The organism is Streptomyces cavernicola (assembly GCF_029968035.1).
GTDB classification, from domain to species: domain Bacteria; phylum Actinomycetota; class Actinomycetes; order Streptomycetales; family Streptomycetaceae; genus Streptomyces; species Streptomyces cavernicola.
Genome location: NZ_JASCIQ010000026.1, coordinates 58,579 through 81,841, shown reverse-complemented (window position 1 = coordinate 81,841; position 23,263 = coordinate 58,579). Strand labels below are relative to the sequence as shown.

The following is a 23,263-nucleotide window of genomic DNA, read 5'->3' as shown; positions in this document are numbered from 1 at the left end:
CTTTGCGGGGGCTGCCTGTGCGGTCATCGCTCGTCCCCGTCCGGGCCGCTCGCGGGGCCGTTCGCCGGGCCGGACGCCGGGCCCGCGCCGCCGGCGAGCACGCCCAGGAGGTCCTCGGCGAGCTCCGGCTTGAGCAGGCCGTGGGCGAGGGCGCGGTCGGCGGTGGCGCGGGCCATCGCCAGGTACCCGGCGACGGTGCCGGGGGCGTGCTTGCGGAGCTCCGCGACGTGCGCCGCGACCGTGCCGGCGTCACCGCGCGCGACGGGGCCGGTGAGCGCGGCGTCCCCGGACCGCAGGGCGTTGTCGAGGGCCGCGCCGAGCAGCGGGCCGAGCATCCTGTCGGGGGCTCCGACGCCCGCCTGGCGCAGCAGTTCCATGGCCTCGGCGACCAGGGTGACCAGGTGGTTCGCCCCCAGGGCGAGCGCCGCGTGGTAGAGCGGGCGGGCCGACTCCTCGATCCACTCGGGCTCGCCGCCCATCTCGATGACCAGGGCCTCGGCGGCGAGCCGCAGCTCCTCGGGCGCCGTCACCCCGAACGAGCACCCGGCGAGCCGCTGCACGTCCACGGGCGTGCCGGTGAACGTCATGGCGGGGTGCAGGGCGAGCGGCAGGCCGCCGGCGCGCAGGGCGGGTTCGAGCACACCCACTCCGTACCGCCCCGAGGTGTGCACGATCAGTTGGCCGGGGCGGACCGCGCCGGTCTCGGCGAGGCCTTCGACGAGGCCGGGCAGGGCGTCGTCGGGGACGGTGAGCAGGACCAGCTCGGAGCGGGCCAGGACGTCCGCGGGGGACATGATCGGCACGTCCGGGAGCAGGGCCGCCGCCCGGCGCACCGAGGCGTCGGAGACTCCGGACACGGCCACCGGGCGGTGTCCGGCGAGCTGCAGCGAGGCCGCGAGGGCGGGTCCTACGCGGCCGGCTCCGACCACGCCGACCGCCAGCCGGGCCGGTCGATCCGCTGGATTCTGGGGTTCCGCATGCGGTGTGTTCACTCGACGAGCGCCTTCCGTTCCAGTCCGCTCGGGGTACCGGACGATTTCTCGTCATGCTAACGCGAGGGGTTCTCGGGGTCTCCCGGCTGTCCACAGGCTGTGCGGTTTGTATGACTGCCGCCGGGGGCGTTGTCCACAGGCCTTCGGTCGCCCGGAGGTTGTCCACAGGCTGTGGAAAATCCACATGCCCGCATGAGGTGCGTACGCGACGATCGGTGGATGAGCGACAGCGGGCGGGACCTCACGAACGATCACGGCCACGATCGTGACCACGATCGCGATCAAGACCACCGGCACGGAGAAGGGGAGTGCGCGCGGGAGCGGTTGCGCCTCGCGTTGCGGGGCGCGCGGCGGACGCTCTCGCGGCCGGCGTTCGACGCGACGCTCGGCGAGCTCCTGAGCGGACTCGCCGCGGACGCGGGCGAGGTGTACGACCTCGGGGAGCCGGCCGACCTCTACGGGGACGGAGTGGTCGCCGACCTGGAGCGCCGGGTCGCCGCGCTGCTCGGCGCGGAGGACGCCGCGTTCTTCCCCACCGGGACGATGGCCCAGCAGGTGGCGCTGCGCTGCTGGGCGGGACGCACCGGGAACGCCACGGTGGCCCTGCATCCGCTGGCCCACCCCGAGCAGCACGAGCGGGGCGCGTTCCAGGCGCTCAGCGGCCTGCGGACAGTGCACCCGACGAGCGAGCCGCGCCACCCGACGGCCGATGAAGTACGGGACTTCGACGAGCCGTTCGGGGCGCTGATGCTCGAACTCCCCCTGAGAGAGGCGGGTTTCGCGCTGCCCTCCTGGGAGGAGCTGATCGAGGTCGTCGAGGCGGCGCGCGAACGGGACGCCGTCGTGCACTTCGACGGGGCGCGCCTGTGGGAGTGCGCGACGCACTTCGGCCGCCCCCTGGACGAGATCGCGCAGCTCGCGGACAGCGTGTACGTGTCGTTCTACAAGTCGCTCGGCGGCATCGGGGGCGCCGCAGTCGTGGGCCCGGCCTCCTTCGTGGCGGAGGCCCGCGCCTGGCGGCACCGCTACGGCGGGCAGGTGTTCCAGCAGTTCCCCACGGCCCTGTCCGCACTGCTCGGGCTGAGCCGCGAACTGCCCAGGCTGCCCTCGTACGTCGAGCACGCGCGCGTGGTGGCGGATGCGCTGCGCGCCGGGTTCGAGGAGGCGGGGACGCCGTGGTTCAAGGTGCACCCCGAGACGCCGCACACGCACCAGTTCCAGGTCTGGCTGCCGCACGACGCCGACGCGCTCGTCACCGCGGCCGCCGAGCAGGCCGAGGAGACGGGGAACGCGCTGTTCCGCCGGTGGTTCGCACAGGGCGCGCCCGGGGTCGCCATGACCGAGGTGACGGTGACGGGTCCGGGCCTGGAGTGGACGGCGGACGACGTGCGGGCAGCGGTGAAGGACTTCGTACGGCGGCTGTGAGGCCCCCTTGCGCGAGCAGTGGTCCGCGAGCAGTGGTTTACGGGGCTCGGTTCAGTGGGCCGCGCCGCCCGTTCCGAAGAGGCGGGCCAGGGCCAGGCGCAGGCGGCCGTGGGCCGGGCGTTCGTGCACCACGGCCTCGAAGCTGCGGTGGTCGCGCAGCTCGCGCACCGTGCGCCAGTCGTGGCGGCCGGGGGCGGGCGGCTGCGGGGCGCCGTGCTGGGCGGCGCGGTAGGAGTCGAGCAGGAACTGCTGGGTCACGGTCATGACAGGTCGCCTCTCGGGGGCACCGCACCCGCGGGTGGGGCACGGTTCGGGTGAAGGGGGTGAGAGGGCCCCGCGGAAAGCCCGGATCTCGTCGACGTCTCCAGAGTGCTGAGGCCGGGCGGGGCTGTCGCGTCGATTGACGGGAGCCGTCAATCGACCGGGGCGTTGTCGTACCCGCCGGGCACCATGGGGACATGAGCGTGACCATCGACATCGCCGGTCTCTCGCCGGAGCGGATCTCCGTCGTGCCCTCTCCCCTCGCGGAGCTGGGCATGGCGCTGCACGCGCTGAGCGAGCCGGGCCATCACCCGGGCCTGCAGGGCTGGGTCACCGCCGTCTCGGCCGGGCTCGACCCGTGCCTCGCCGACCGGCTGTGCGAGGCGGACTTCCTGTGGCGTACGACGTTCTCGGACGTGTTCGCGCCGTTCGCCGGCGTGCCGGGGCGCAGAGCGCTGCCGGGGGCCACGCTCGCCGAGGAGCTGGACCTGCTGGACACGTTGAGCGACGAGACGTTCGTCGACATCGCCCTGGAGTTCACCTGCCAGTTGGCGTACGACACGGTGACGCCGGACCCGTTGAACGACCCTGCGGTGCGCAAGCGCGCCCTTGATCTCGCGGCCACGCGCGGGGTGCCGCAAGTCCGGTTCACCAAGCGGCTGTTGGACGATCCGCCGCAGATACGGGCCTGGTTCCGGCAGTTGATGGAGGACTGCGAGGAGGCGTTCTTCTCGGACATGTGGGGGCGGGTGGAGCACCAGCTGGCGGCGGACGCCCGGCACAAGACGGAGCTGCTGCGCCACAAGGGCCTCAAGGAGACGCTGAGCGCGGTGTCGGCGGCGGTCTCGCTCGACGAGCGGGCGCGGCGGATCACCGTGGACAAGCTGGCGGAGGGGCGTACGTCGACGGGCGAGGGCGGGCTCGTCCTGGTGCCGACGAGTCTGGGCCGGCCGCATCTGATGGTGCTGCACCGGTACGGATGGCAGCCCGCCATCACGTACCCCGTGGGCGGTCCGCGGCCCACCGCGCCGGCCTCGGTCGAGGAGCTGACGCGGCGCATGGAGGCGTTGGCGCACCCGGTGCGGATGCGGCTCTGCCGGCACCTGGCGCGTGGGGCGTACACGACCAGCGAGCTGGTGGACGCGCATGGGATGACGGCGCCGGAGATCTCGCGGCATCTTGCTGTGCTGAAGCGGGCCGGGTTGCTCAGTGCGCGGCGGCGGGGGCGGTATGTGCAGCATCAGCTGGATCTGGGGGCAGTGGCTCGGCTCGGGAGCGATTTCATTGAGGGGGTGTTGCGGTAGGGGTGGCGTTGATTCCGGGGCAGCTTCCGGAGCGCGTTTCGTGCCGTTGGCTGCGGTTGGCTGCGGTGCCCTTGATCGCCCTTCGGGCGCGTCCTCAAGCGCCGGACGGGCTGGTTTTGCTCCCCTCCCCGCCCCTTCCCGAAAGCCTGCGGCAGCTTCGGGGCGCCGCCCCGGACCCCTCCCCCACCTCAAACGCCGGAGGGGCTGAGTTCGGGGGGCGGATTGCCCGATGGGGTGGGTGGGGTACCCGCACTCAGGGAGGGCTCTGCACCCGCGCCCGAAGGGCTGGTTACCGCCCGGGAGGGTGGGTGCACGCCGGGGCGGCCTGAGGCTCGGGTTGCACGCCCAAGTGCCGGACTGCCCAGGGGAGTTGGCTGCCAGTCAGAGGGACGGAGTGGATGGCCCCGCACCCAGGGACCGGCCACGCACGCCCGAGGGGTGACTTCCCCTCTGACGGGGGTGGGATACGGGCGGGGCGCACGCCGGGCCGGCCTGCCCCGGAGGGGCTGAGTTACACACCCAAGAGGCAGACCGCCCAGGAGAGTTGGCCGCCAGCCCAGAAGGGCGGAGTGGAGGGCCCCCGCAGCCAGGGACCGGCCACGCACGCTCGAGGGGTGGCTTCCCCTCTGACGAGGGGGGCTGCGGGCAGGACATACGCCGGGCCGGCCTGCCCCGTGGGGGCTGAGTTACACACCCAAGAGGCAGACCGCCCAGGGAAGTTGGCCGCCCACCCCGGAGGGGTGGGGTGGGTGCCGTGAAGTGGGTGCAGTGAGGCGGTGCCGTCGGGTGGGCGTGGCTCCCCCGAGTAGCCAGGCCCTCAGCCCCCCGCTCGTACCAAACCCGTCTCGTACGCGAGGACTACGACCTGGACTCGGTCTCGGAGGGCGAGTTTGGTGAGGATGCGGCCCACGTGGGTTTTCACCGTGGCCTCGGAGAGGACCAGGCGGGCGGCGATCTCGCCGTTCGAGAGGCCCTGGGCGACCAGGACCATCACCTCCCGCTCGCGGTCGGTGAGGCGTTCCAGTTCCTTGTGCTGCGGTTCGCCGCCGGAATGCGGCAGCATCGGCGCGAACCGGTCGAGCAGCCGCCGCGTCGTCGAGGGCGCCACGACCGCGTCGCCGCTGTGCACGGAGCGGATCGCGCCGAGGAGCTCGCCGGGCGGCACGTCCTTCAGCATGAAGCCGGAGGCACCCGCCTTGAGCCCGGAGAAGGCGTACTCGTCCAGGTCGAACGTGGTCAGGATCAGCACCTTCGGGGGGTCCGGCTGCGCGCAGATGCGGGCCGTGGCCTCCACGCCGTCGAGCCGTGGCATGCGGACGTCCATGAGGACCACGTCGACCGCGGTCGAGCGCAGCACCTCGATGGCCTCGGCGCCGTCGCCGGCCTCCGCGACGACCTCCATGTCCGGCTGGGCGGCGAGCACCATGCGGAACCCGGTGCGCAGCAACACCTGGTCGTCGACGAGCATCACGCGGATCGGCATTTCCGGTTCGACCTCCGGGAGGAGCAGGGAAGAAGAGGCTGACAGGTGTCAGCGCCGTCAATGTGCGGGCTTGAGGGGCAGCAGGGCGCTGATCCGGAACCCGCCGCCGGGCCGCGGCCCCGCGTCCAGGGTGCCGCCGACCATACCGACGCGCTCCCGCATGCCGATGAGTCCGTGGCCGCGGCCGTCCGTGCCCCCGTCCTCGTACAGCTCGTGCGGCGCGCCCTTGCCGTCGTCCTCGACGAGCAGGCCGAGCCCGTCGTCGAAGTAGACGATCCGGACGCTGGCGCCGGCGTTGTCGCCGCCGTGCTTGCGGGTGTTGGTGAGCGCCTCCTGCACGATCCGGTACGCGGTCAGCTCGACGCCGCTGGGCAGCGGGCGCGGGGTGCCCTCGACCCGGAAGTCGACGGTGAGGCCGGAGCCGCGGACCTGCTCGACCAGCTCGTCGATCTGCTGGACGTCGGGCTGCGGCACGTACTCGCCGCTCTCCTGCTGCTCGCCTGTGCGCAGCACGCCGAGCAGCCGGCGCATCTCGGCGAGCGCCTGCCGGCCCGTACCGGAGATCGTCTCCAGAGCCTTCCTGGCCTGGTCGGGCGCGGTGTCCATGACGTACGCAGCGCCGTCCGCCTGGACGACCATCACCGAGACGTTGTGCGCGACGACGTCGTGCAGCTCGCGGGCGATCCGGGCGCGCTCGGCGGCGACCGCGACCTTGGCCTGCGCCTCGCGCTCCTGCTCCAGGCGGGTCGCGCGCTCCTCGAGCTGGGCGAAGTAGGCGCGGCGCGTACGGATCGAGTCGCCGAGGGTCCAGGCGAGGGCGAACGGCACCATCGTGAAGCCCGCGATGAGGATGTTGCCCCAGACGCCGCTGTACTGGTTCGGCCAGGCGATCTGCGAGATCGGCGCCGCGCACAGGCCCCCGACCAGGGCGAACCGCCGCGCCCAGGAAGCCCCTTCGGCCGCCACGGTGTAGATGAGCACCAGCATCGCGAAGTCGGCGGGCAGCACGCTCACATCGGCAGCCAGCTGGCCGACGCCGACCGCGGCGGTCAGCAGCAGCATCTTCTCCGGCCACTTGCGGCGCAGCGCCACGGCCAGGCTCAGAAGCACGGAGACCACCACGGCGGCGGCGCTCGGCTCGCTCCCCGCGCCGTCCGGCCCCGACGCGAGCCCCACGAACGCCACCATGAGGAGCACGACCGCCCAGAAGGCGTCGACGCCCGTGGGGTGTCTGCGGAGGAAGTCATAGAGGCGCTGCACATCACCCAGCGTAGGTACGCGCCCCTCGTGCGGGGGTCAACCGCAGGTTCGATCCCGTACGACACCTCGTACTCCCCAAGGTGGAGGCGCATAGCCTTTCCGGCGGGACAGGGACGGGCATGCGCGGGGCGAGGTGCGGTGTGACGGGCAGGACGAGCGGGGCGGTCGGGATGAGCGGGGCGGGCGAGATGAGTGGGGCGGGTGGCGGGTCCGGGTGGCCGCGCGGCTGGCGGGCGGCCGCCGAGGACGCGCTGTACGGGCGGTCGGACAGCTTCTATCTGCGGCCCGAGGGCCCGGCGGGCCACTTCCGTACGTCGGTGCACGCCTCGCCGCTCTTCGCCGACGCCGTGGCCCGGCTGCTCTGCCGGGTCGACGCGGCGCTCGGCGCCCCGGCCGAGCTGGCCTTCGTCGATGTCGGCGCCGGGCGCGGCGAGCTGACGGTCGGCGTGCTGAACGCGCTGCCCGCGCGGGTGGCGGCGCGCGTGCGGGCGTACGCCGTGGAGCTCGCGCCCCGCCCGCAGGGCCTGGACGACCCGCGCATCGAGTGGACGGCCCGCGTGCCGCAGGGCGTGAGCGGGTTGCTGTTCGCCAACGAGTGGCTGGACAACGTGCCCGTGGACGTCGTCGAGGTGGACCCGCAGGGCACGGCACGCCTCGTGCTCGTCGACGAGGACGGCGTCGAGACCCTCGGGCCCGAGCCGTCCGCCGCGGACGCGCGGTGGCTGGAGCGGTGGTGGCCGCTGGCCGCCGAGCCGGGCCTCCGGGCGGAGCCGGGCGGTCCGCGCGACGCGGCCTGGGCGACGGCCGTCGGCTGCCTGGAGCGCGGCCTCGCGGTGGCCGTCGACTACCGGCACACGCGCGGCGCGCGGCCCGAGTTCGGCACGCTGACCGGGTTCCGGGAGGGCCGCGAGTGCCGGCCCGTGCCCGACGGGTCCTGCGACCTGACCGCGCATGTGGCGCTCGACGCCTGCGCCGACGCGAGCCCGCTGCCCGGCGCGGAGCTGACCGACCAGCGCACGGCGCTCACCGCGCTCGGCGTCTCGGGCGGCCGGCCCCCGCTGTCCCTGGCGAGCACCGACCCGACCGCGTACGTCCGCGCCCTCGCGCACGCGGGCGAGGCCGCCGAGCTCACCGCGCAGGGCGGACTCGGCGACTTCGGCTGGCTGCTCCAGCCGGTGGGCATGCCGCTGCGGGACCTACTTGTCGATGTCGCCTACGACGAAGAACAGTGAGCCGAGGATCGCCACCATGTCGGCCACCAGCGTGCCGGGCAGCAGCTCGGTCAGCGCCTGGATGTTGTTGTACGAGGCGGAGCGCAGCTTGAGGCGGTACGGGGTCTTCTCGCCCTTCGACACCAGGTAGTAGCCATTGATGCCGAGCGGGTTCTCCGTCCACGCGTACGTGTGCCCCTCCGGTGCCTTGAGGACCTTGGGCAGGCGCTGGTTGATCGGGCCCGGCTCCAGCTCCGCGATCCGGTCGAGGCAGGCGTCGGCGAGGTCCAGGGCGTTGTGCGTCTGCTCCAGGAGCACCTCGAAGCGGGCCAGGCAGTCGCCCTCCTGCCGCGTCACCACCTTCAGCTCCCGCTGCAGCTCCCCGTACGCGAGATACGGCTCGTCCCTGCGCAGGTCGAAGTCGACGCCGGAGGCGCGGGCGATCGGCCCGCTCACCCCGTACGAATGCACCGCCTCGGGCGTGAGGACGCCGACTCCGCGGGTGCGGCCGCGGAAGATCTCGTTGCCGAGGACCAGGCGGTCGTAGACGTCCATCCGCGAGCGGACCGAGGCAACCCCCTGGCGGGCGCGCGACGTCCAACCGAGCGGAATGTCCTCCTTGAGGCCGCCGACGCGGTTGAACATGTAGTGCATCCGGCCGCCGGAGACCTCCTCCATGACGTTCTGGAGCTCCTCCCGCTCCCGGAAGGCATGGAAGACAGGGGTGATTCCACCCAGTTCGAGCGGGTACGAACCGAGGAACATCAGATGGTTGAGGACGCGGTTCAGCTCGGCGAGCAGCGTGCGCGTCCACACTGCGCGCTCGGGCACCTCCATGCCGAGCATCCGCTCGACGGCGAGGACCACGCCCAGCTCGTTGGAGAAGGCGGAGAGCCAGTCGTGACGGTTGGCCAGCATCACGATCTGCCGGTAGTCCCGCGCCTCGAAGAGCTTCTCCGCGCCGCGGTGCATATAGCCGATCACCGGCTCGGCGTGCTGGATGCGCTCGCCGTCGAGCACCAGGCGCAGGCGCAGGACGCCGTGAGTGGACGGGTGCTGGGGGCCGATGTTGAGCACCATGTCGGTGCTCTCCGCGGCTCCGCCGACGCCGACAGTCCTGATCTGCGGATCCGTCTTGGGACTCATACGCACAGTCTGTCGTACGGGACCGACATCGATCGAGGCCAGGGGGGACGGGGATGGGGACAGGGAGCGGGACAGGGAGTGGGACAGGGATGACAGGGGCGAGTGGGGCGGAGGGGATGTCAGTGGTTCCGGGGACGTCCAGGGGCGGTTCGGCGGAGCGTGCCGAGCCCGCCTGGCGAAGGCTTCCGTCGTCGATGCTCACGCTGCGCCGGCTGCTCCTGGTGCTGTGGACGGTGCCGCTCGCCGTCGCGGCCGGGGTGCTCCTCGGGGTGTTCGCGGGCCCGGCGTGGGCGGCGTTCGCCGCGCTGCCGGTCGGCCTGCTGCTCTGGGGCTGGCCGCTGCTCGGACGCAACTGGCGGTCCTGGCGGTACGCGGAGCGCGCCGACGACCTGCTCATCCAGCGCGGCGTGCTGTGGCGCGAGGAGACCGTCGTGCCGTACGGGCGGATGCAGCTCGTGGAGGTCCAATCGGGGCCGCTGCAGCGGAAGTTCGGGCTCGCGAGCCTGCAGCTGCACACCGCTGCGGCCGCCACCGACGCGACCGTCCCGGGGCTGGACCCGCGCGAGGCCGAGCGGCTCCGGGACCGGCTGACCGAGCTCGGCGAGGCACGATCGGCGGGGCTGTGAATCCCAAGGCTGTGAACGCGGGCCCGGAGGCGGGGGCGGGCGGCGTGGTCGAGCGCCGGTTGCACCCCGTCACGCCCTTGCGCCGCGCCTGGGCGCCGCTCGCGGTCGGGGCCGGCTGGGCGGTGCACGATCCGGACGGCGCGTACCGGCGGGTCGCCGACCTGGCCGTGGAGACGCTGCTGCTCGGCGGCGCGGGCCTCGTCGTGGCGGCCGCCCTCTACGGCTTCCTCACCTGGTGGTTCACGCACTTCGCGGTGACCGAGACCGAGCTGCGCATCCGCACCGGCCTGCTCTTCCGGCGCACCGCCCACATCCGCCTCGACCGGCTGCAGGCCGTCGACGTCAACCAGCCGCTGCTCGCCCGGTTCCTCGGCGTCGCCAAGCTGAAGATGGACGTCATCGGCACGGACTCCAAGGACGAGCTGGCCTACCTGAGCGAGCGGGACGCGGCCGCGCTGCGGGCCGAACTCCTCGCCCGCGCCGCCGGGTTCGCGCCCGAGACGGCCCAGGAGGTCGGCGAGGCGCCGGTCGCGAACCTAGTGCACGTACCGCCGCGGCAGCTCGCCGTTTCGCTGCTCCTGACCGGCAGGACCTGGGCGCTGGTCGTCGCCGCGCTCGCCGTGCCGCCGGTGCTCTGGCTGACCACGCACAGCGTCGGCCTCGTGCTCGGCATCGGCCTCCCGCTGCTCGGTGCGGCGGGCACGAGCAGTGTGGGCAGGTTCGTGAAGGAGTACGACTGGCGGGTCGGCGAGTCCCCGGACGGCCTGCGGCTCGACCACGGGCTGCTCGACAAGGAGCACGAGACGGTGCCGCCCGGCCGGGTGCAGACCGTACGGATCGTGGAACCGCTGCTGTGGCGGCGGCGCGGCTGGGTGCGGGTGGAGCTGGACGTCGCCGGGTCGTCCAACAGCGTGCTCGTGCCGGTCGCGCCGCGCGAGCTCGCCGTCGCCGTGATCGGCCGTGTCCTGCCGGGCGTCACGGTGCCCGGAGCGGGGGCGGTGGCTGGGGCTGGGACGGAGGCGGGGGCGCTGTCCCGGCCGCCCGCGCGCGCGAAGTGGTGCGTACCGGTGTGGTGGCGCGGCCACGGACTCGCGGTGACGGACACGGTGTTCGGCACGCGGCACGGGCTGCTGCGCCGCACGCTCACCCTGGTCCCGCACGCGAAGGTGCAGAGCGTACGGCTCACCCAGGGGCCCTGGCAGCGCCGCCACGGTGTCGCCGACGTCCATGTGGAGACCGGCGCGAACACCTCCGTCGCCGCCCGCCTCCGGGACACGACGGAGGCCCGCCTCCTGCTCCAGGCCCAGGCGGACCGCTCCCGCACGGGCCGCAGGACGGCCCGGCCGGACCGGTGGATGGCGCCATAGGGCGCCCTGAAGGGGCGCCGGGAACTGCGCGATCAGCCACGGCCGAGCGGCAGGCGAACAACAGCCGGGGCAGGGGGCAGAGCCACGAGTGGGGCCACGGTCGCGTTCGACCGTGGCCCCACCCGTGCGCTGACTCGCGTGACGGCTACGAGATGGCCGTACGCAGATCCGCCAGGTCCAGCTGCTCCGTCTCGTCGTGCGCGGTCAGGTCGATGACCTCCCCCACAGCACGCTCCACCGCTTCCACCGGGGTGAACTCGGCTTCGGGGGCGGCGTCTTCGGCCGCATCTTCGGCAACGTCTCCGGCCGCGTCTTCGGCCGCGTCTTCGACCGCGTCGTCGGACGGGACGGCGAGCGCCTGGGCCGTCGCCTGGACCTGCTCCGCCGCCCGGACCTCGGCCCGGTGCAGGGCGAGGGCCTCCTCGCCCACCACGTCCGCGAGGTCCTTGTTCTCGATCGCCCGCACCTCGTCCCGTACGGCCTGCTCGGCCTCCGGGCTCTTCGTACCGAAGAAGTCGAAGCCCCCGACCGTGCGCCGCACCGGGGTGTACGGCACGACCGCCGCCGCGGCCGCCGCGGGTACGGGGTAGTGACGCGGGGCCTGGGACACGGCGGCCGGACGCAGCTCTGCGTCGGCCGCCCCGGGCTTCCCCTGCGCCGCCTCCGCCCCCTCACGCGCCGCACCTGAGCCACCGGCGTCACCGGCGTCACCGGCCTGACCCGTGCCGCGCTGTGCGGGCAGGTCGCCGGGCACACCGCCGCGCATCAGGTGCTCAAGGGCGGCGTTGGCCCGGCGGTAGAGCGCGGGGCTCGGAGTCTGGGCCGAACTACCGCTCGGCGCACCGCCGTTGACAGCCTTGCCGTTGCTCCCGGCATCGCCGTTGTTTCCGGCATCGCCCTTGTTTCCGGCATCAACGGCGCTTTCCGTGCTTCCGGCGCTCCCGGCCGGCAGTGCCCGCGCAGGCGCGGACGCCTCGATCGCGAGGCGCCTGCGGCCTTCGAGCGCGCTGGCCCGCTCGGTCTCCGCGGTCGCGTACCGGCGCAGCAGCGCGGCGTGCTCGGAGCGCAGGGCGGCGAGCTCGGTGCGCTTGGCGCGGAGCTTGACCTCCAGCTTGGCGCGCACCTCGCGCGACTCCTCGAGGTCGGACTCCAGCTCGGCGGTGTGTTCCTCGTGCTTCCACTCGTCGCTCGCTCTGGCCCGGGTCAGTTCCGCGACGCGCTTGCCGGCGACCCGGTCCCATCGGCGCATGACGACCGAGCCGACGACGGCCGCTGCTGCGGCGGCGCCGACCAGGCCGCGGAGCACCACGGGTTCCGCGACCAGCCAAGCTGCGGCGGCGCAGACCAGTGAGACACCGGCGACCGTCGAGGGGGGAAGCAGCCTGTGCAGGGGTGGGGAATGGCGGTGACGTCCACGTGGCATGGCCAGAAACTTACCGCGCGTGCACGACGGACGAACCCCCGCCCGGGAATCTGTTCCCTTGTGGTTACTTACGCACCATTAGGTTTAAGCGGCAACCACCGGTAACCCTCTCCCGTTCCTTGCCACTTGAGGATCCGTCCAGGATCGGTCTCCCGTCTCGGACACCCTCGAAATGAGCCCCGGAACTCAAGATCATTTCTTGAGCAGGCCCTTCGCCTCCAGGTACTCCTTCGCCGCGTCGGCCTCCTTCACGCGCTCCGCGTCGACCTTGCGGTTGAGTTCCACGAGGTCCTGTGTCGTCAGCGTCTCGGTGAGCTTCGCGAGCGCGTCGGCTATCGCCTTGTCGCCCGCCTCATCGGCGTTCACCACCGGCAGGACGTTGTCGGCGTTCTGCAGCTTCTTGTCGTCCTTCAGCAGGACCAGGCCGAAGTTCTCCAGGGTCGCGTCCGTCGTGGTCGTCAGGACCAGCTGGTCCTCCCCGTCCTTGACGGCCTGCTTGGCCTGCGGCGTGCCGACGCCCTTCGGGTCGACGCCCGTCACGTCTATGCCGTACGTCTTCTTCAATCCCGGTGCGCAGAACGGCCTGACCTCGCATTCGTCACCGGCCGCGATCTTCACCTTCAACTTCGCCCGGCCCAGGTCGGAAAGGGACTTCAGCTTGTTCTTCTGCGCGTATTCCTCGCTGACCGCGAAGGCGTTCTGGTCGACCGCAGGTCCGGCCGGAAGCACCTTCAGGCCGCGGGGTTCGGCGAGCTTCTCCAGTGCGGCCACGGTGTCTTCCACATCGCTCGACGCGACGGGCTTCGCCTTCGGGCCGTTCTTCTCGGTGTTGAGGAATTCGGCGAGCGTCGCCGCGTATTCCGGTACGACGTCGATGTCGCCCTTCTCCAGGGACGGTTCGTAAAGCTCTCGGTTCTCCACCGTCTTGATCGACGTGTTGTATCCGGCGTCCTTCAGGACCTGGGCGTAGAGCTCGGCGAGAACCTTCGACTCGGTGAATCCGGCCGAACCCACCACCAGCGAGCCCTTCTTGCCCGCGCCGCCCTCGCCGCCCGCGCCCTTGCCCTCCTCCAGGCTCTTGCCGCCGCAGGCGGTGAGCCCCGCGGCGAGGCCGACCGCGATCACCGTCGCCGCCGCCCTGCGCAGGCCCTGCGGGAAGTGCTTCGTCGGAAACTGCTTCTTCGGGAAGTGCCTCATGGGGAATCACCCGTCCAAGTCGTCATGCGTCAGTCGTCCTGCGAGAGCGCTCTGCCCCGCATCGGGTCGAAGAACCTGCCGAGGGCTGCCAGCACGCCCTCCACGAGCAGCGCGAGCGCCGCCACCAGCACCGCGCCGGCCACGACCTGCGCGGTGTCCTGGAGGTTGAACCCCGCGGTGATGATCCGGCCGAGTCCGCCCTCCCCGGCCATCGCGGCGAGCGTCGCCGTGGCGACCACCTGGACCGCCGCGGAGCGCAGCCCCGTCATGATCAGCGGGTAGGCCAGCGGGAGTTCCACTCTCAGGAACAGCTGACGCCCGCTCATCCCCATGCCCCGCGCGGCCTCCACCACCGACCGGTCGACCTCGCGCATCCCGACGTACGCGTTGGTCAGCAGCGGCGGCACCGCGAAGAGGACCAGGGCGATGAGCGTCGGCAGGTCGCCGTACCGCCCCAGCGGCGTGAGCGTGAGCAGCACGAGCACCGCGAGCGTCGGCACCGCGCGGCCCACGTTGGAGAGGTTGACCGCGAGCGCCCCGCCCTTGCCGATGTGCCCGAGCCACAGCGCGAGGGGCAGGGCGATCAGGCAGGCGACGGCCAGGCACGTCCCGCTGAAGTACAGGTGCTCGCCGAGGCGGTGCCCTATCCCCTTCTCCCCCTGCCAGTTGGCGGGGGTGGCGAGCCAGGCGAAGGCGTCCGACAGCGCGTTCATGCGGGCTCGACCACCTTTGCCGTACGGACGCCGGGCGCGCGCCCCGACCGTATGCGCGTCCAGGGCGTGAGCCATCGCTGCAGGGCGAGCAGCAGCAGGTCGGCCGCGACGGCGAGCAGCACGCAGAGCACCGAGGCGGTGAGCACCTGCGCCTTGAAGTCGCTGCGCAGGCCGGACATGATCAGGCCGCCCAGGCCGCCGTAGTCCACGATGGCGCCGACCGTGGTCAGGGCGACCGTGGCCACCGTGGCTATCCGCACGCCCGCGAGCAACGCCGGGAGTGCCAGCGGGAGTTCGACCTCCCAGAGCTGCCGCACCGGCCCGTACCCCATCCCGCGCGCGGCCTCGCGGGCCTCTTCCGGGACCGCTTCGAGCCCCGCCAGGATGTTCCGCACGAGGACCGTCAGGGAGTACAGCACCAGGCCCGTCACGACCAGGGCCGCCGAGAGTCCGAACAGCGGGAGCAGCAGCGAGAACATCGCGAGGGACGGCACCGAGTAGAGCGCCGTGGTCAGTCCGAGCACCGGACCCGCGAACGCCTTGCCGCGCCGCGCGAGCAGCGCGAGCGGCAGCGCGACGGCCAGCCCTATGAGGATCGAGGCGGCCGTGATGCCGACGTGCTGGAGCGTCGCGTCGGTCAACTCCTCGCTGCGCGTGCGGACATACTCCGCGCACACCCAGTCGTTCGCGACCAGGCAGTTCCGCCCGCCCATCCGGCACCCCCTCCCCCGCGACACCGCCGAAACCGCGCCCCGAAACCGCGCCCCGAACCCCTGTCCCCGGCGCGGGAACCCCCGAACATCTGTCTGTCCGCGACCCTAAACCCCGGGACTGACAATCGCCGAGAGCCGTCGTCCTGCAGCAACATGAGGTTCACAGAACGCCCACCACAATGGGGAGCCATGATCCGGTTCGAGCACGTCACCAAGCGGTACGCGGACGGCACCACGGCCGTGGACGACCTGTCGTTCGAGGTCGCGGACGGTGAACTCGTCACGCTCGTCGGCCCGTCGGGCTGCGGCAAGACCACGACGATGAAGATGGTGAACCGGCTCATCGAGCCCACCTCCGGCCGGATCCTCCTCGACGGCGAGGACATAGCCGGCGTCGACCCGGTCGAGCTGCGCCGCCGCATCGGCTATGTGATCCAGCAGGTCGGCCTGTTCCCGCACAAGACGGTCCTCGACAACACCGCGACCGTCCCGCACCTCCTCGGCGTCAAGCGCGCCAAGGCCCGCGAACGCGCCGCCGAACTCCTCGAACTCGTCGGCCTGGACCCGTCCGTGCACGGCGCCCGCTACCCGGAGCAGCTCTCCGGCGGTCAGCGTCAACGCGTCGGCGTGGCCCGCGCGCTCGCCGCCGACCCGCCCGTGCTCCTCATGGACGAGCCGTTCGGCGCGGTCGACCCGGTCGTGCGCGAGCACCTGCAGAACGAGTTCCTCAAGCTGCAGGCGGCCGTGCGCAAGACGGTCCTGTTCGTCACGCACGACATCGAGGAGGCCGTACGCCTCGGCGACCGCATCGCCGTCTACGGCTCAGGACGCATCGAGCAGTACGACGCCCCCGCGACGGTCCTCGGCGCGCCGGCCACCCCGTACGTCGCCGAATTCGTGGGCGCCGACCGGGGGTTGAAGCGCCTGTCGGTCACCCCGATCGAGGTGGGCGACCTGCAACAGCCCCCGGTCGTACGCCTGGACGACCCCCTGGACCGGGCCGCCGAGCAGCTCCGCGCGGAGGGCGCGCACTGGGCCGTCGTCCTCGACGCGGAGGACAACCTGCACGGCTGGATCTCCGCCGAACACGCCGACAGGAAGGGCACGGTGCGGGACCGGGCCCGCCGGATGGAGGCCTGGCTGCCCGTCGGCGCATCCCTGAAGCAGGCGTTCTCCACGATGCTGCAGCACGACGCGGGCTGGATCGCGGTGATCGACGAGGAGTCCGCGGGCCGCTTCCTCGGCGTCCTGACGCCCGCGACCCTGCACGAGGCGCTGCGCCGCTCGACGACGGCGGACGCGCGGGACATCACACGCGCGGAGGTCGATCTGGAGACGGTCACGGTTCGCTGAGCCGCCTCCAAAACCCGACCCATTGAGCCCGCCCCCGAAAACCGACTCCCCTACGGGAAGGGTCAGTTGAGCGAGAGCAACGCGACCGGGGCCTACTCGACCAGGGGTTACTCGACCGAGAGCCGTTCACTCATCCACCGCAGCGCCGGCGGGATCTCCCGCCGCCACGTGTTGAAGTTGTGGCCGCCGCTGTCGAGGACGATCGAGAACATCCGCGTGGGCGCCCGGCCCTTGTCGAGGAACCGCACGGTCTCCGCGTAATTGCCCTCCCCCTGCCTGCTGCTGGTGGCAAGGAGCGAGACCTTCGGGGGCGGCCGGTGGTCGAGGAGCCACATCAGGTCGGACTCCCGCTCCACCCGCTTGTCGCCCTGGAACAGGTCGCCCGTGGCGGCGTCGATGGGCGCCCGGTAGTCGGCCGAGAGTCCGGCTCCGGCGGCGAACCGGTCCGGGTGCTTCAGGGCGAGCTTCAACGCGCAGTAGCCGCCGGTGGAGTTGCCGATGACACCCCAGCCGCCCGGCTCGCCGCCGACCCGGTAGTGGCTCGCGATCGCGGCGGGCAGGTCCTTCGCGAAGAACGTCTCGGTCTGCGGGCCGTGCGGCACGTCCACGCACTCGGTGTCGCGCGGCGGCGCCACCGTCGGCCGCAGCATGACCAGGATCATCGGCTGCATCTTGCCGCGCCTGGCCTGGTCGTGGGCGGTGGCCGGGTAGCGGAGCCCGTTGAGCAGGTTCTCGGCCGTGCCGGGGTAGCCGGTGATCACGATCGCGGTGGGGAACCTGCACCCTTTGTCCTGCTTCCTGAAGTACTCGGGCGGCAGGTAGACGTACGCGGGCGTGCGTATGCCGGTCCGCTCGCCGGTGATCACGACGTGCTGGATGCGGCCGCCCACGGTGCGCTTGGAGCCGCGGGCCACGTGGTTCACCGGCTGGGTGCCGAGCACCCTGAGCGCCCGGTTCGCACCGCCCGTGTCGTGCTCCTCGACGACGCCCATGTCCTGTTCCCGGCCGAAGAGATCGGCCCAGGAGGCGTAGAACTCGTAGGACCGGTTGGCGGCCAGGCCGACCGTCGCGAAGAGCGTCAACTGCGTTGCGGCGAGCAGCACTACGCGGCCGAGCACCGCCCGCCATCCGCGCCGCGCCAGCTTCGGCCAGAGCCAGACCGTGCCGGCGAACAGCAGCACGGCGAGGAGGGCGGCCAAGGCAAGGACGAGGTTGCTCTTGAGACCCATGGGGAGTTCCTGCCTGCGCTTTCCTCCGGGCGCGCGCCCGGACTCCGTCGATCCGCGTCCGATCCGATCCCGCCGCGACCGCTCCGATCCGGCCCTGACCGATCCGATCCGGCCGTGACCGCTCCGATCCGGCCCTGACCGGTCCGATCCGGCCCTGACCGGTCCGATCCGATCCGGCCTCCGATGCCGGATTTCCGGTCTCCTGCACCGGTTTTCCGGGCGGGGAGTGAACCCGCCTCCCGGAAGCGCCGTCCTAGAGGGCGCAATTTGTCCGGCGTAACCGCAGAAGCCGGGCTCCGAACTCTCTCGCAGAACTACGGGATGCGATGCCAGCCAGGATAGATGGGGACATGTCGGGCGAGGGGGCATCGACTCCTCATGACGCACCGTCTCCTCACCGCGCACCAATACCTCACGGCCGAGCCGCCGGCCCGGCGGCCGCGCGCGGAACCCTGCGCCCGCGCGCGCTGCGCGGCCCGCGCCCCGAGAAGGTGCCGTCCCTGGTCGCCTCCGCCTGCACGCTCGTGGGCCTCCTGGACATCGCAGCCGGCGTCTTCCCGCGCTTCCGGCACAGCCGCTTCCACGCCCTCGCCGAGGTCCTGCCGGGAGCCCTCGGCCCCTTCGCCGCCGCCCTCGCGCTCAGCGCGGGCGTGCTCCTGCTGCTCCTCGCGCACGGCCTCAGGCGCCGCAAGCGGCGGGCCTGGCGGGCGGCCGTGCTCCTGCTCCCGGCGGGCGCCGCGGCCCAGTTCGCGTACCGGCACTCGCTCGTCGGCGTCCTGCTGGCGGGCCTGCTGCTCGCCCTCCTGCTGCGCCACCGGGTTGAGTTCGCCGCCCTGCCCGACCCGCACAGCCGCCGTCCCGCGCTCGCCAACTTCTTCCTCATGGGCACGCTCTCGCTCGGCCTCGGCACGCTGGTAGTCGCCACCCACCCGCGCAAGGTGGTCGGCGACCCGAGCCTCGCCGACTACCTCACCCACGTCGTGTACGGCCTGTTCGGCGTCGACGGCCCCCTCGCCTACACCGGCCGCACCGGCACGACCGTCGGCTACTCGCTCGGCGCCCTCGGCATGCTCACCGCCCTCACCACCGTCTACCTCGCCCTCCGCCCCGAACACCCCGCCGCCCGGCTCACCGAGGACGACGAGGCCCGCCTGCGCGCGCTCCTCGACCGGCACGGCGCCCGCGACTCCCTCGGCCACTTCGCGCTCCGCCGCGACAAGGGCGTGGTCTTCTCGCCCAGCGGCAAGGCGGCCGTCACGTACCGCGTCGTCTCCGGCGTGATGCTCGCGAGCGGCGACCCGATCGGTGACGTGGAGGCCTGGCCCGGCGCCATCGAACGGTTCATGGACGAGGCCAGGAAGCACTCCTGGGCCCCCGCCGTCATGGGCTGTTCCGAGACCGGCGGCGAAGTCTGGACCCGCGAGACCGGCCTCGACGCCCTCGAACTCGGCGACGAGGCGGTGGTGGACGTCGTGGAGTTCTCCCTCGCCGGGCGCGCCATGCGCAACGTGCGCCAGATGGTCAGGCGCATCGAGCGCAGCGGCTACGAGACCCGGGTACGGCGCGTACGCGACCTGAGCGAGGGGGAGTTGGCGCGCCTGCGGCGCGCCGCCGAGGACTGGCGCGGCACCGAGACGGAGCGCGGCTTCTCCATGGCGCTCGGCCGCATCGGCGACCCCACCGACGGCGACTGCCTGATCGCCACGGCCCACCGGCAGGACCAAGTGCCCGGCCCGCACGGGGACTTGAAGGCCGTGCTCCACTTCGTGCCCTGGGGCGAGGACGGCGTCTCGCTCGACCTGATGCGCCGCGACCGCGCCGCCGACCCCGGCATGAACGAACTCCTCATCGTGGCCGCCCTGCAGGCCGCCCCGAAACTCGGCATCGCGCGTGTGTCGCTCAACTTCGCGATGTTCCGCTCCGCGCTCGCCCGCGGCGAACGGCTCGGCGCGGGCCCGGTTCTGCGCACCTGGCGCGCGTTGCTCGTGTTTCTGTCGCGCTGGTTCCAGATCGAGTCGCTGTACAGGTTCAACGCCAAGTTCCGCCCCCGCTGGGAGCCCCGTTTCGTGGTCTTCCGCAGCAACCGGGACCTGCCCCGCATCGGCGTCGCCGCCCTGCAGGCCGAGGGCTTCGTCACGCTCGCCGCGCCCCGCTTCCTGCGCCCGGCCCCGCGCCCGCGCCGCCCCTGCCCGCACAGCCCCGCCACAGAGCCGCAGGAGCGCCTCGGCCGGCGCGACGTCCGGGCCGTCTGAGCCGCAGCGGACCGCTCCGTACAGGCCACACCCCGTACGGGCCTACGCTGGAGGCATGAGTACGTTGCACGGCCGGGGCACGGTCGAAGGCCTTCCGGAGTGGGACCGCTGTGCGGTGATGGGAGTCGTCAACGTGACGCCCGACTCCTTCTCCGACGGCGGCCGCTGGTTCGACACCACGGCCGCCGTCAAGCACGGCCTCGACCTGGTCGCCCAGGGCGCCGACCTGGTCGACGTCGGCGGCGAGTCCACCCGTCCAGGCGCCACCCGCGTCGACGAGGACGAGGAGCTGCGCCGGGTCGTGCCCGTCGTGCGCGGCCTGGTCTCGGAGGGCGTCACCGTCTCCGTCGACACCATGCGCGCCGCCGTCGCCGAGGCCTCGCTCGCCGCGGGCGCGGGCCTGGTCAACGACGTCAGCGGCGGCCTCGCCGACCCCGCGATGATCCCGGCCGTCGCCGCCGCGGAGGCCCCCTTCGTCGTCATGCACTGGCGCGGCTTCAGCGAGGACATGAACAGCCGTGCGGTGTACGAGGACGTCGTCGGCGAGGTCGTGAGCGAGCTGCACGCGCGCGTAGAGGCGGTTGTGGCGGGCGGCGTCGCCCCCGAGCGGATCGTCCTCGACCCCGGCCTCGGCTTCGCCAAGGACGCGGAGCACGACCTGGCCCTGGTCGCCCACATGCGGGAGCTGCGCGCCCTCGGCCTGCCGGTCCTGGTCGCCGCCAGCCGGAAACGTTTCCTCGGCCGGGTCCTGGCCGCAGGCCCGGACTCCGCCCCACCGCCCGCCCGTGAACGCGACGCCGCGACCGCCGCGGTCTCCGCCATCGCCGCCCACGAGGGCGCCTGGGCGGTCCGCGTCCACGAGGTCCGCGCCACCGCCGACGCCGTCCGCGTAGCCCGCGCCGTAGAAGGAGCCCAGTGACGCCCCGTACCGACATCGAAGCCGTCGAGACCGCCAACACGTCCTTCTACGAGGCCCTGGAGCGCGGCGACTTCGAGGCGGTCTCGGACCTCTGGCTGCCCGACGACGGCGCCGGATCCGGTTCCGATGCCGGCGACGTGGACGGCGACGACGCGGCGGGCTCGGTGTCCTGCGTGCACCCCGGCTGGCCCGCGCTCTCCGGCCGCGGCGAGGTCCTCAGGTCGTACGCCCTGATCATGGCGAACACCGAGTACATCCAGTTCTTCCTCACCGACGTGAAGGTCTCGGTGCACGCCGACACCGCCCTCGTCAGCTGCACGGAGAACATCCTCAGCGGCGGCCCCGCCGAGGAGGGCGCCGACCTCGGACCGCTCGTCGGCCAGCTCGTCGTCGCCACGAACGTGTTCCGGCGCACGTCCGACGGCTGGAAGCTGTGGTCCCACCACGCCTCGCCCGTGCTCGCCGAGACGGACGACGAAGAGGGCGCCGGCGGCAGCACCGAGGGCGGCGAGACACCCGCCTGAGTGGGGAGACGCCCTCCGGGGATTGGATTCCCCGCCCCCGGGGTATGGGCGGCTACCAGCCCCGGCCCGGCACGTCCAGAGCCCCCGTGGGCACGCACTGTCAGACCCCGCAGGTAGATTCGAATGGGTCTCGCGAGCCGACCGCACTCGGCGGGGACCCGCCGAACCGACGATTGCAGGAGTGATTCGCGTGGATCGTGTCGCGCTGCGCGGCCTCAAGGCCCGCGGGCACCACGGTGTCTTCGCCCATGAACGCGAAGAGGGCCAGACCTTCATCGTGGACCTGGTCATCGGCCTGGACACCAGGCCGGCCGCGGCCGACGACGACCTGACGAAGACCGTGCACTACGGCATCGTCGCCGAGGAGGTCGTGGCCGTCGTCGAGGGCGAGCCCGTCGACCTCATCGAGACCCTCGCCGAACGCATCGCACAGCAGTGCCTCAAGCACGAAGGCGTCCAGGAGGTCGAGGTGGTGGTGCACAAGCCGGACGCACCCATCACCGTCCCCTTCGACGACGTCACCGTCACCATCACCCGGAGCCGTGCATGAACACGCAGCAGAGCGACCCGACCGTACAGCCGGTGCCCGCCTCCGTGGTGGAACAGGTGGACGCCGCGGACGCCACCCTCAACAACCCGAAGTTCGCCGTCATCAGCCTCGGCAGCAACCTCGGCAACCGCCTGGAGACCCTCCAGGGCGCCGTGGACGCCCTGGAGGACACCCCGGGCCTGCGCGTAAAAGCTGTCTCGCCGGTGTACGAGACGGAGCCCTGGGGCGTCGAGCCCGGCAGCCAGCCCTCGTACTTCAACGCGGTCGTCGTCATCAAGACCACGCTCCCCCCGTCCTCGCTCCTGGAGCGGGCGCACGCGATCGAGGAGGCCTTCCACCGCGTACGGGACGAGCGCTGGGGCGCGCGCACCATCGACGTCGACATCGTGACGTACCAGGACGTCGTCTCCGACGACCCCGAGCTCACGCTCCCGCACCCGCGGGCGCACGAGCGGGCCTTCGTCCTCGCCCCCTGGCACGACGTCGACCCCGAGGCGCAGATCCCCGGCCGCGGCCCCGTCACGGAGCTGCTCGGCCAGGTCACCCGCGCGGGCGTGACGCCCCGCGTGGACCTGGAACTCCGGCTGCCCGAGTAGTCGTTAGGGTCAGGACGGGGCCTCGCCGAGGGGCCCGTGGACCCGTACGAAGCACGACGAAAGAGGCGACCGCCACCGTGAAGCAGCTGCGCATCCGGACGCTGATCGGCCTGTTCGTGGTGGCCGGGGTGCTGTCCTGGGCCGGCGCCCGGCTCTGGGACGCGCTCGGCGAGCTGCCGAGCGTCCCCCTGGCCGCGCCGATCGTGCTCGGCGTGATCGCCGCCGTGCTGCTCGCCACCGCGCTCTCCATCCGCGCCCGGCTCCGCGCCCAGCGCGAACGCCGCCCCGGCGCCAAGGGCGTCGACCCGATGATGGCCGCTCGCGCCCTGGTCTTCGGCCAGGCGAGCGCCCTGGTCGCGGCCCTGGTCACGGGGGTCTACGGCGGCGCGGGCGTCTTCCTGCTCAGCCTCCTGGAGATCCCGGCCCGCCGCGACCAGGCCATCTACGCCGGCTTCGCGGTCGTGGCCGGCGCCTGTGTGATCGCGGCGGCCCTGTTCCTGGAGCGCGTCTGCAAGCTCCCCGAGGACGGGGACGAGGACCAGCCGGGCGCGGCCGCGGCCTGAAGCCCGGCCCGCTGCTTCGGCACCGAGTACGTCGATCACCAACTCCGGTGCGCCACATGGCCGTTGAGCGGGAAGCCAGGCTGCCCGTCGAGACGGAAGTCGTACAGCGTGTGCCGAACTGCTCGGTATCCCCGTATGCACGTACGTCCCCCTCGG

The 23,263-nt window shown here is 72.6% G+C and carries 22 protein-coding genes; 12 read left to right on the top strand and 10 right to left on the bottom strand.

The window, feature by feature from the left end:
- Positions 1–23: 23 nt before the first annotated feature.
- Positions 24–992 carry a Rossmann-like and DUF2520 domain-containing protein gene (locus QIS96_RS23720; protein ID WP_282544729.1) on the bottom strand — a complete coding sequence of 323 codons (969 nt, stop codon included), beginning with the start codon at positions 990–992 and terminating at the stop codon, positions 24–26.
- Between the two features lie 219 nt (positions 993–1,211).
- Here QIS96_RS23720 and QIS96_RS23715 point away from each other — a divergent pair, with 219 nt between their 5' ends.
- The gene (locus QIS96_RS23715; protein ID WP_282544728.1) at positions 1,212–2,417 is read left to right on the top strand and encodes a threonine aldolase family protein; all 1,206 of its coding nucleotides are present in this window, start codon (positions 1,212–1,214) and stop codon (positions 2,415–2,417) included.
- A 51-nt stretch (positions 2,418–2,468) separates the two neighbouring features.
- On the opposite strand, the gene QIS96_RS23710 is transcribed toward QIS96_RS23715, so the two are convergent.
- Positions 2,469–2,681 carry a hypothetical protein gene (locus tag QIS96_RS23710; protein ID WP_282544727.1) on the bottom strand — a complete coding sequence of 71 codons (213 nt, stop codon included), beginning with the start codon at positions 2,679–2,681 and terminating at the stop codon, positions 2,469–2,471.
- A 194-nt stretch (positions 2,682–2,875) separates the two neighbouring features.
- Here QIS96_RS23710 and QIS96_RS23705 point away from each other — a divergent pair, with 194 nt between their 5' ends.
- The gene (locus QIS96_RS23705; protein ID WP_282544726.1) at positions 2,876–3,982 is read left to right on the top strand and encodes a DUF5937 family protein; all 1,107 of its coding nucleotides are present in this window, start codon (positions 2,876–2,878) and stop codon (positions 3,980–3,982) included.
- Between the two features lie 817 nt (positions 3,983–4,799).
- Here the strand turns inward: QIS96_RS23705 and QIS96_RS23700 are convergent.
- Both QIS96_RS23700 and QIS96_RS23695 read right to left on the bottom strand, forming a co-directional pair.
- Positions 4,800–5,465 carry a response regulator transcription factor gene (locus QIS96_RS23700; RefSeq protein ID WP_282544725.1) on the bottom strand — a complete coding sequence of 222 codons (666 nt, stop codon included), beginning with the start codon at positions 5,463–5,465 and terminating at the stop codon, positions 4,800–4,802.
- A gap of 57 nt (positions 5,466–5,522) precedes the next feature.
- Positions 5,523–6,725 (bottom strand): sensor histidine kinase, encoded by a 1,203-nt coding sequence (locus tag QIS96_RS23695; RefSeq protein WP_282544724.1) that lies wholly within the window; start codon positions 6,723–6,725, stop codon positions 5,523–5,525.
- A 170-nt stretch (positions 6,726–6,895) separates the two neighbouring features.
- Here QIS96_RS23695 and QIS96_RS23690 point away from each other — a divergent pair, with 170 nt between their 5' ends.
- Complete coding sequence (locus QIS96_RS23690; protein WP_282544769.1) at positions 6,896–7,957, top strand: SAM-dependent methyltransferase; 1,062 nt, start codon at positions 6,896–6,898, stop codon at positions 7,955–7,957.
- On the opposite strand, the gene QIS96_RS23685 is transcribed toward QIS96_RS23690, so the two are convergent.
- Positions 7,922–9,082 (bottom strand): NADH-quinone oxidoreductase subunit D, encoded by a 1,161-nt coding sequence (locus QIS96_RS23685; RefSeq protein WP_282544723.1) that lies wholly within the window; start codon positions 9,080–9,082, stop codon positions 7,922–7,924. The two genes, QIS96_RS23690 and QIS96_RS23685, sit on opposite strands and share 36 nt — an antisense overlap.
- Positions 9,083–9,198: 116 nt before the next feature.
- On the opposite strand from QIS96_RS23685, the gene QIS96_RS23680 reads away from it, so the two are divergent.
- Together QIS96_RS23680 and QIS96_RS23675 are read left to right on the top strand one after the other, a co-directional pair.
- Positions 9,199–9,708 (top strand): PH domain-containing protein, encoded by a 510-nt coding sequence (locus QIS96_RS23680; RefSeq protein WP_282544722.1) that lies wholly within the window; start codon positions 9,199–9,201, stop codon positions 9,706–9,708.
- A complete protein-coding gene (locus QIS96_RS23675; RefSeq protein ID WP_282544721.1) occupies positions 9,705–11,075 on the top strand; it encodes a PH domain-containing protein in 1,371 nt (456 codons plus the stop codon). Before QIS96_RS23680 ends, QIS96_RS23675 begins: the two co-directional genes overlap by 4 nt.
- 145 nt (positions 11,076–11,220) lie before the next feature.
- Here the strand turns inward: QIS96_RS23675 and QIS96_RS23670 are convergent, their stop codons facing one another.
- The 4 genes from QIS96_RS23670 to QIS96_RS23655 all read right to left on the bottom strand — a co-directional run bounded on the left by QIS96_RS23670 (position 11,221) and on the right by QIS96_RS23655 (position 15,121).
- Entirely contained in the window at positions 11,221–12,498 is a 1,278-nt protein-coding gene (locus QIS96_RS23670) for a hypothetical protein (RefSeq protein ID WP_282544720.1), read from the bottom strand.
- A 192-nt stretch (positions 12,499–12,690) separates the two neighbouring features.
- Entirely contained in the window at positions 12,691–13,695 is a 1,005-nt protein-coding gene (locus QIS96_RS23665) for an ABC transporter substrate-binding protein (protein WP_282544719.1), read from the bottom strand.
- Positions 13,696–13,724: 29 nt separating this feature from the next.
- Positions 13,725–14,408, bottom strand: coding sequence for an ABC transporter permease (locus tag QIS96_RS23660; RefSeq protein ID WP_282544718.1), 684 nt, complete (start codon positions 14,406–14,408; stop codon positions 13,725–13,727).
- Positions 14,405–15,121, bottom strand: coding sequence for an ABC transporter permease (locus tag QIS96_RS23655; RefSeq protein ID WP_282544717.1), 717 nt, complete (start codon positions 15,119–15,121; stop codon positions 14,405–14,407). The genes QIS96_RS23660 and QIS96_RS23655 overlap by 4 nt, the downstream gene beginning before the upstream one ends.
- 189 nt (positions 15,122–15,310) lie before the next feature.
- Here QIS96_RS23655 and QIS96_RS23650 point away from each other — a divergent pair, with 189 nt between their 5' ends.
- A complete protein-coding gene (locus QIS96_RS23650) occupies positions 15,311–16,474 on the top strand; it encodes an ABC transporter ATP-binding protein (protein ID WP_282544716.1) in 1,164 nt (387 codons plus the stop codon).
- A 107-nt stretch (positions 16,475–16,581) separates the two neighbouring features.
- Here QIS96_RS23650 and QIS96_RS23645 read toward each other — a convergent pair whose 3' ends face one another.
- Entirely contained in the window at positions 16,582–17,703 is a 1,122-nt protein-coding gene (locus tag QIS96_RS23645) for an alpha/beta hydrolase (protein WP_282544715.1), read from the bottom strand.
- A 350-nt stretch (positions 17,704–18,053) separates the two neighbouring features.
- Here QIS96_RS23645 and QIS96_RS23640 point away from each other — a divergent pair, with 350 nt between their 5' ends.
- The 6 genes from QIS96_RS23640 (at position 18,054) to QIS96_RS23615 (ending at position 23,107) form a co-directional block, all read left to right on the top strand.
- Positions 18,054–19,955: a phosphatidylglycerol lysyltransferase domain-containing protein gene (locus tag QIS96_RS23640; RefSeq protein WP_282544714.1), complete on the top strand. Its 1,902-nt coding sequence runs from the start codon at positions 18,054–18,056 to the stop codon at positions 19,953–19,955.
- Between the two features lie 55 nt (positions 19,956–20,010).
- Positions 20,011–20,874, top strand: coding sequence for a dihydropteroate synthase (folP, locus tag QIS96_RS23635; RefSeq protein WP_282544713.1), 864 nt, complete (start codon positions 20,011–20,013; stop codon positions 20,872–20,874).
- On the top strand, positions 20,871–21,398 hold the full coding sequence (locus QIS96_RS23630) for a nuclear transport factor 2 family protein (RefSeq protein ID WP_282544712.1): 528 nt from the start codon (positions 20,871–20,873) through the stop codon (positions 21,396–21,398). Before folP ends, QIS96_RS23630 begins: the two co-directional genes overlap by 4 nt.
- Before the next feature lie 190 nt (positions 21,399–21,588).
- Positions 21,589–21,948: a dihydroneopterin aldolase gene (gene folB / locus QIS96_RS23625; protein ID WP_282544711.1), complete on the top strand. Its 360-nt coding sequence runs from the start codon at positions 21,589–21,591 to the stop codon at positions 21,946–21,948.
- Complete coding sequence (folK, locus tag QIS96_RS23620; RefSeq protein WP_282544710.1) at positions 21,945–22,544, top strand: 2-amino-4-hydroxy-6-hydroxymethyldihydropteridine diphosphokinase; 600 nt, start codon at positions 21,945–21,947, stop codon at positions 22,542–22,544. The genes folB and folK overlap by 4 nt, the downstream gene beginning before the upstream one ends.
- A 77-nt stretch (positions 22,545–22,621) precedes the next feature.
- Positions 22,622–23,107 carry a DUF3180 domain-containing protein gene (locus QIS96_RS23615; protein ID WP_282544709.1) on the top strand — a complete coding sequence of 162 codons (486 nt, stop codon included), beginning with the start codon at positions 22,622–22,624 and terminating at the stop codon, positions 23,105–23,107.
- Positions 23,108–23,263: the final 156 nt, after the last annotated feature.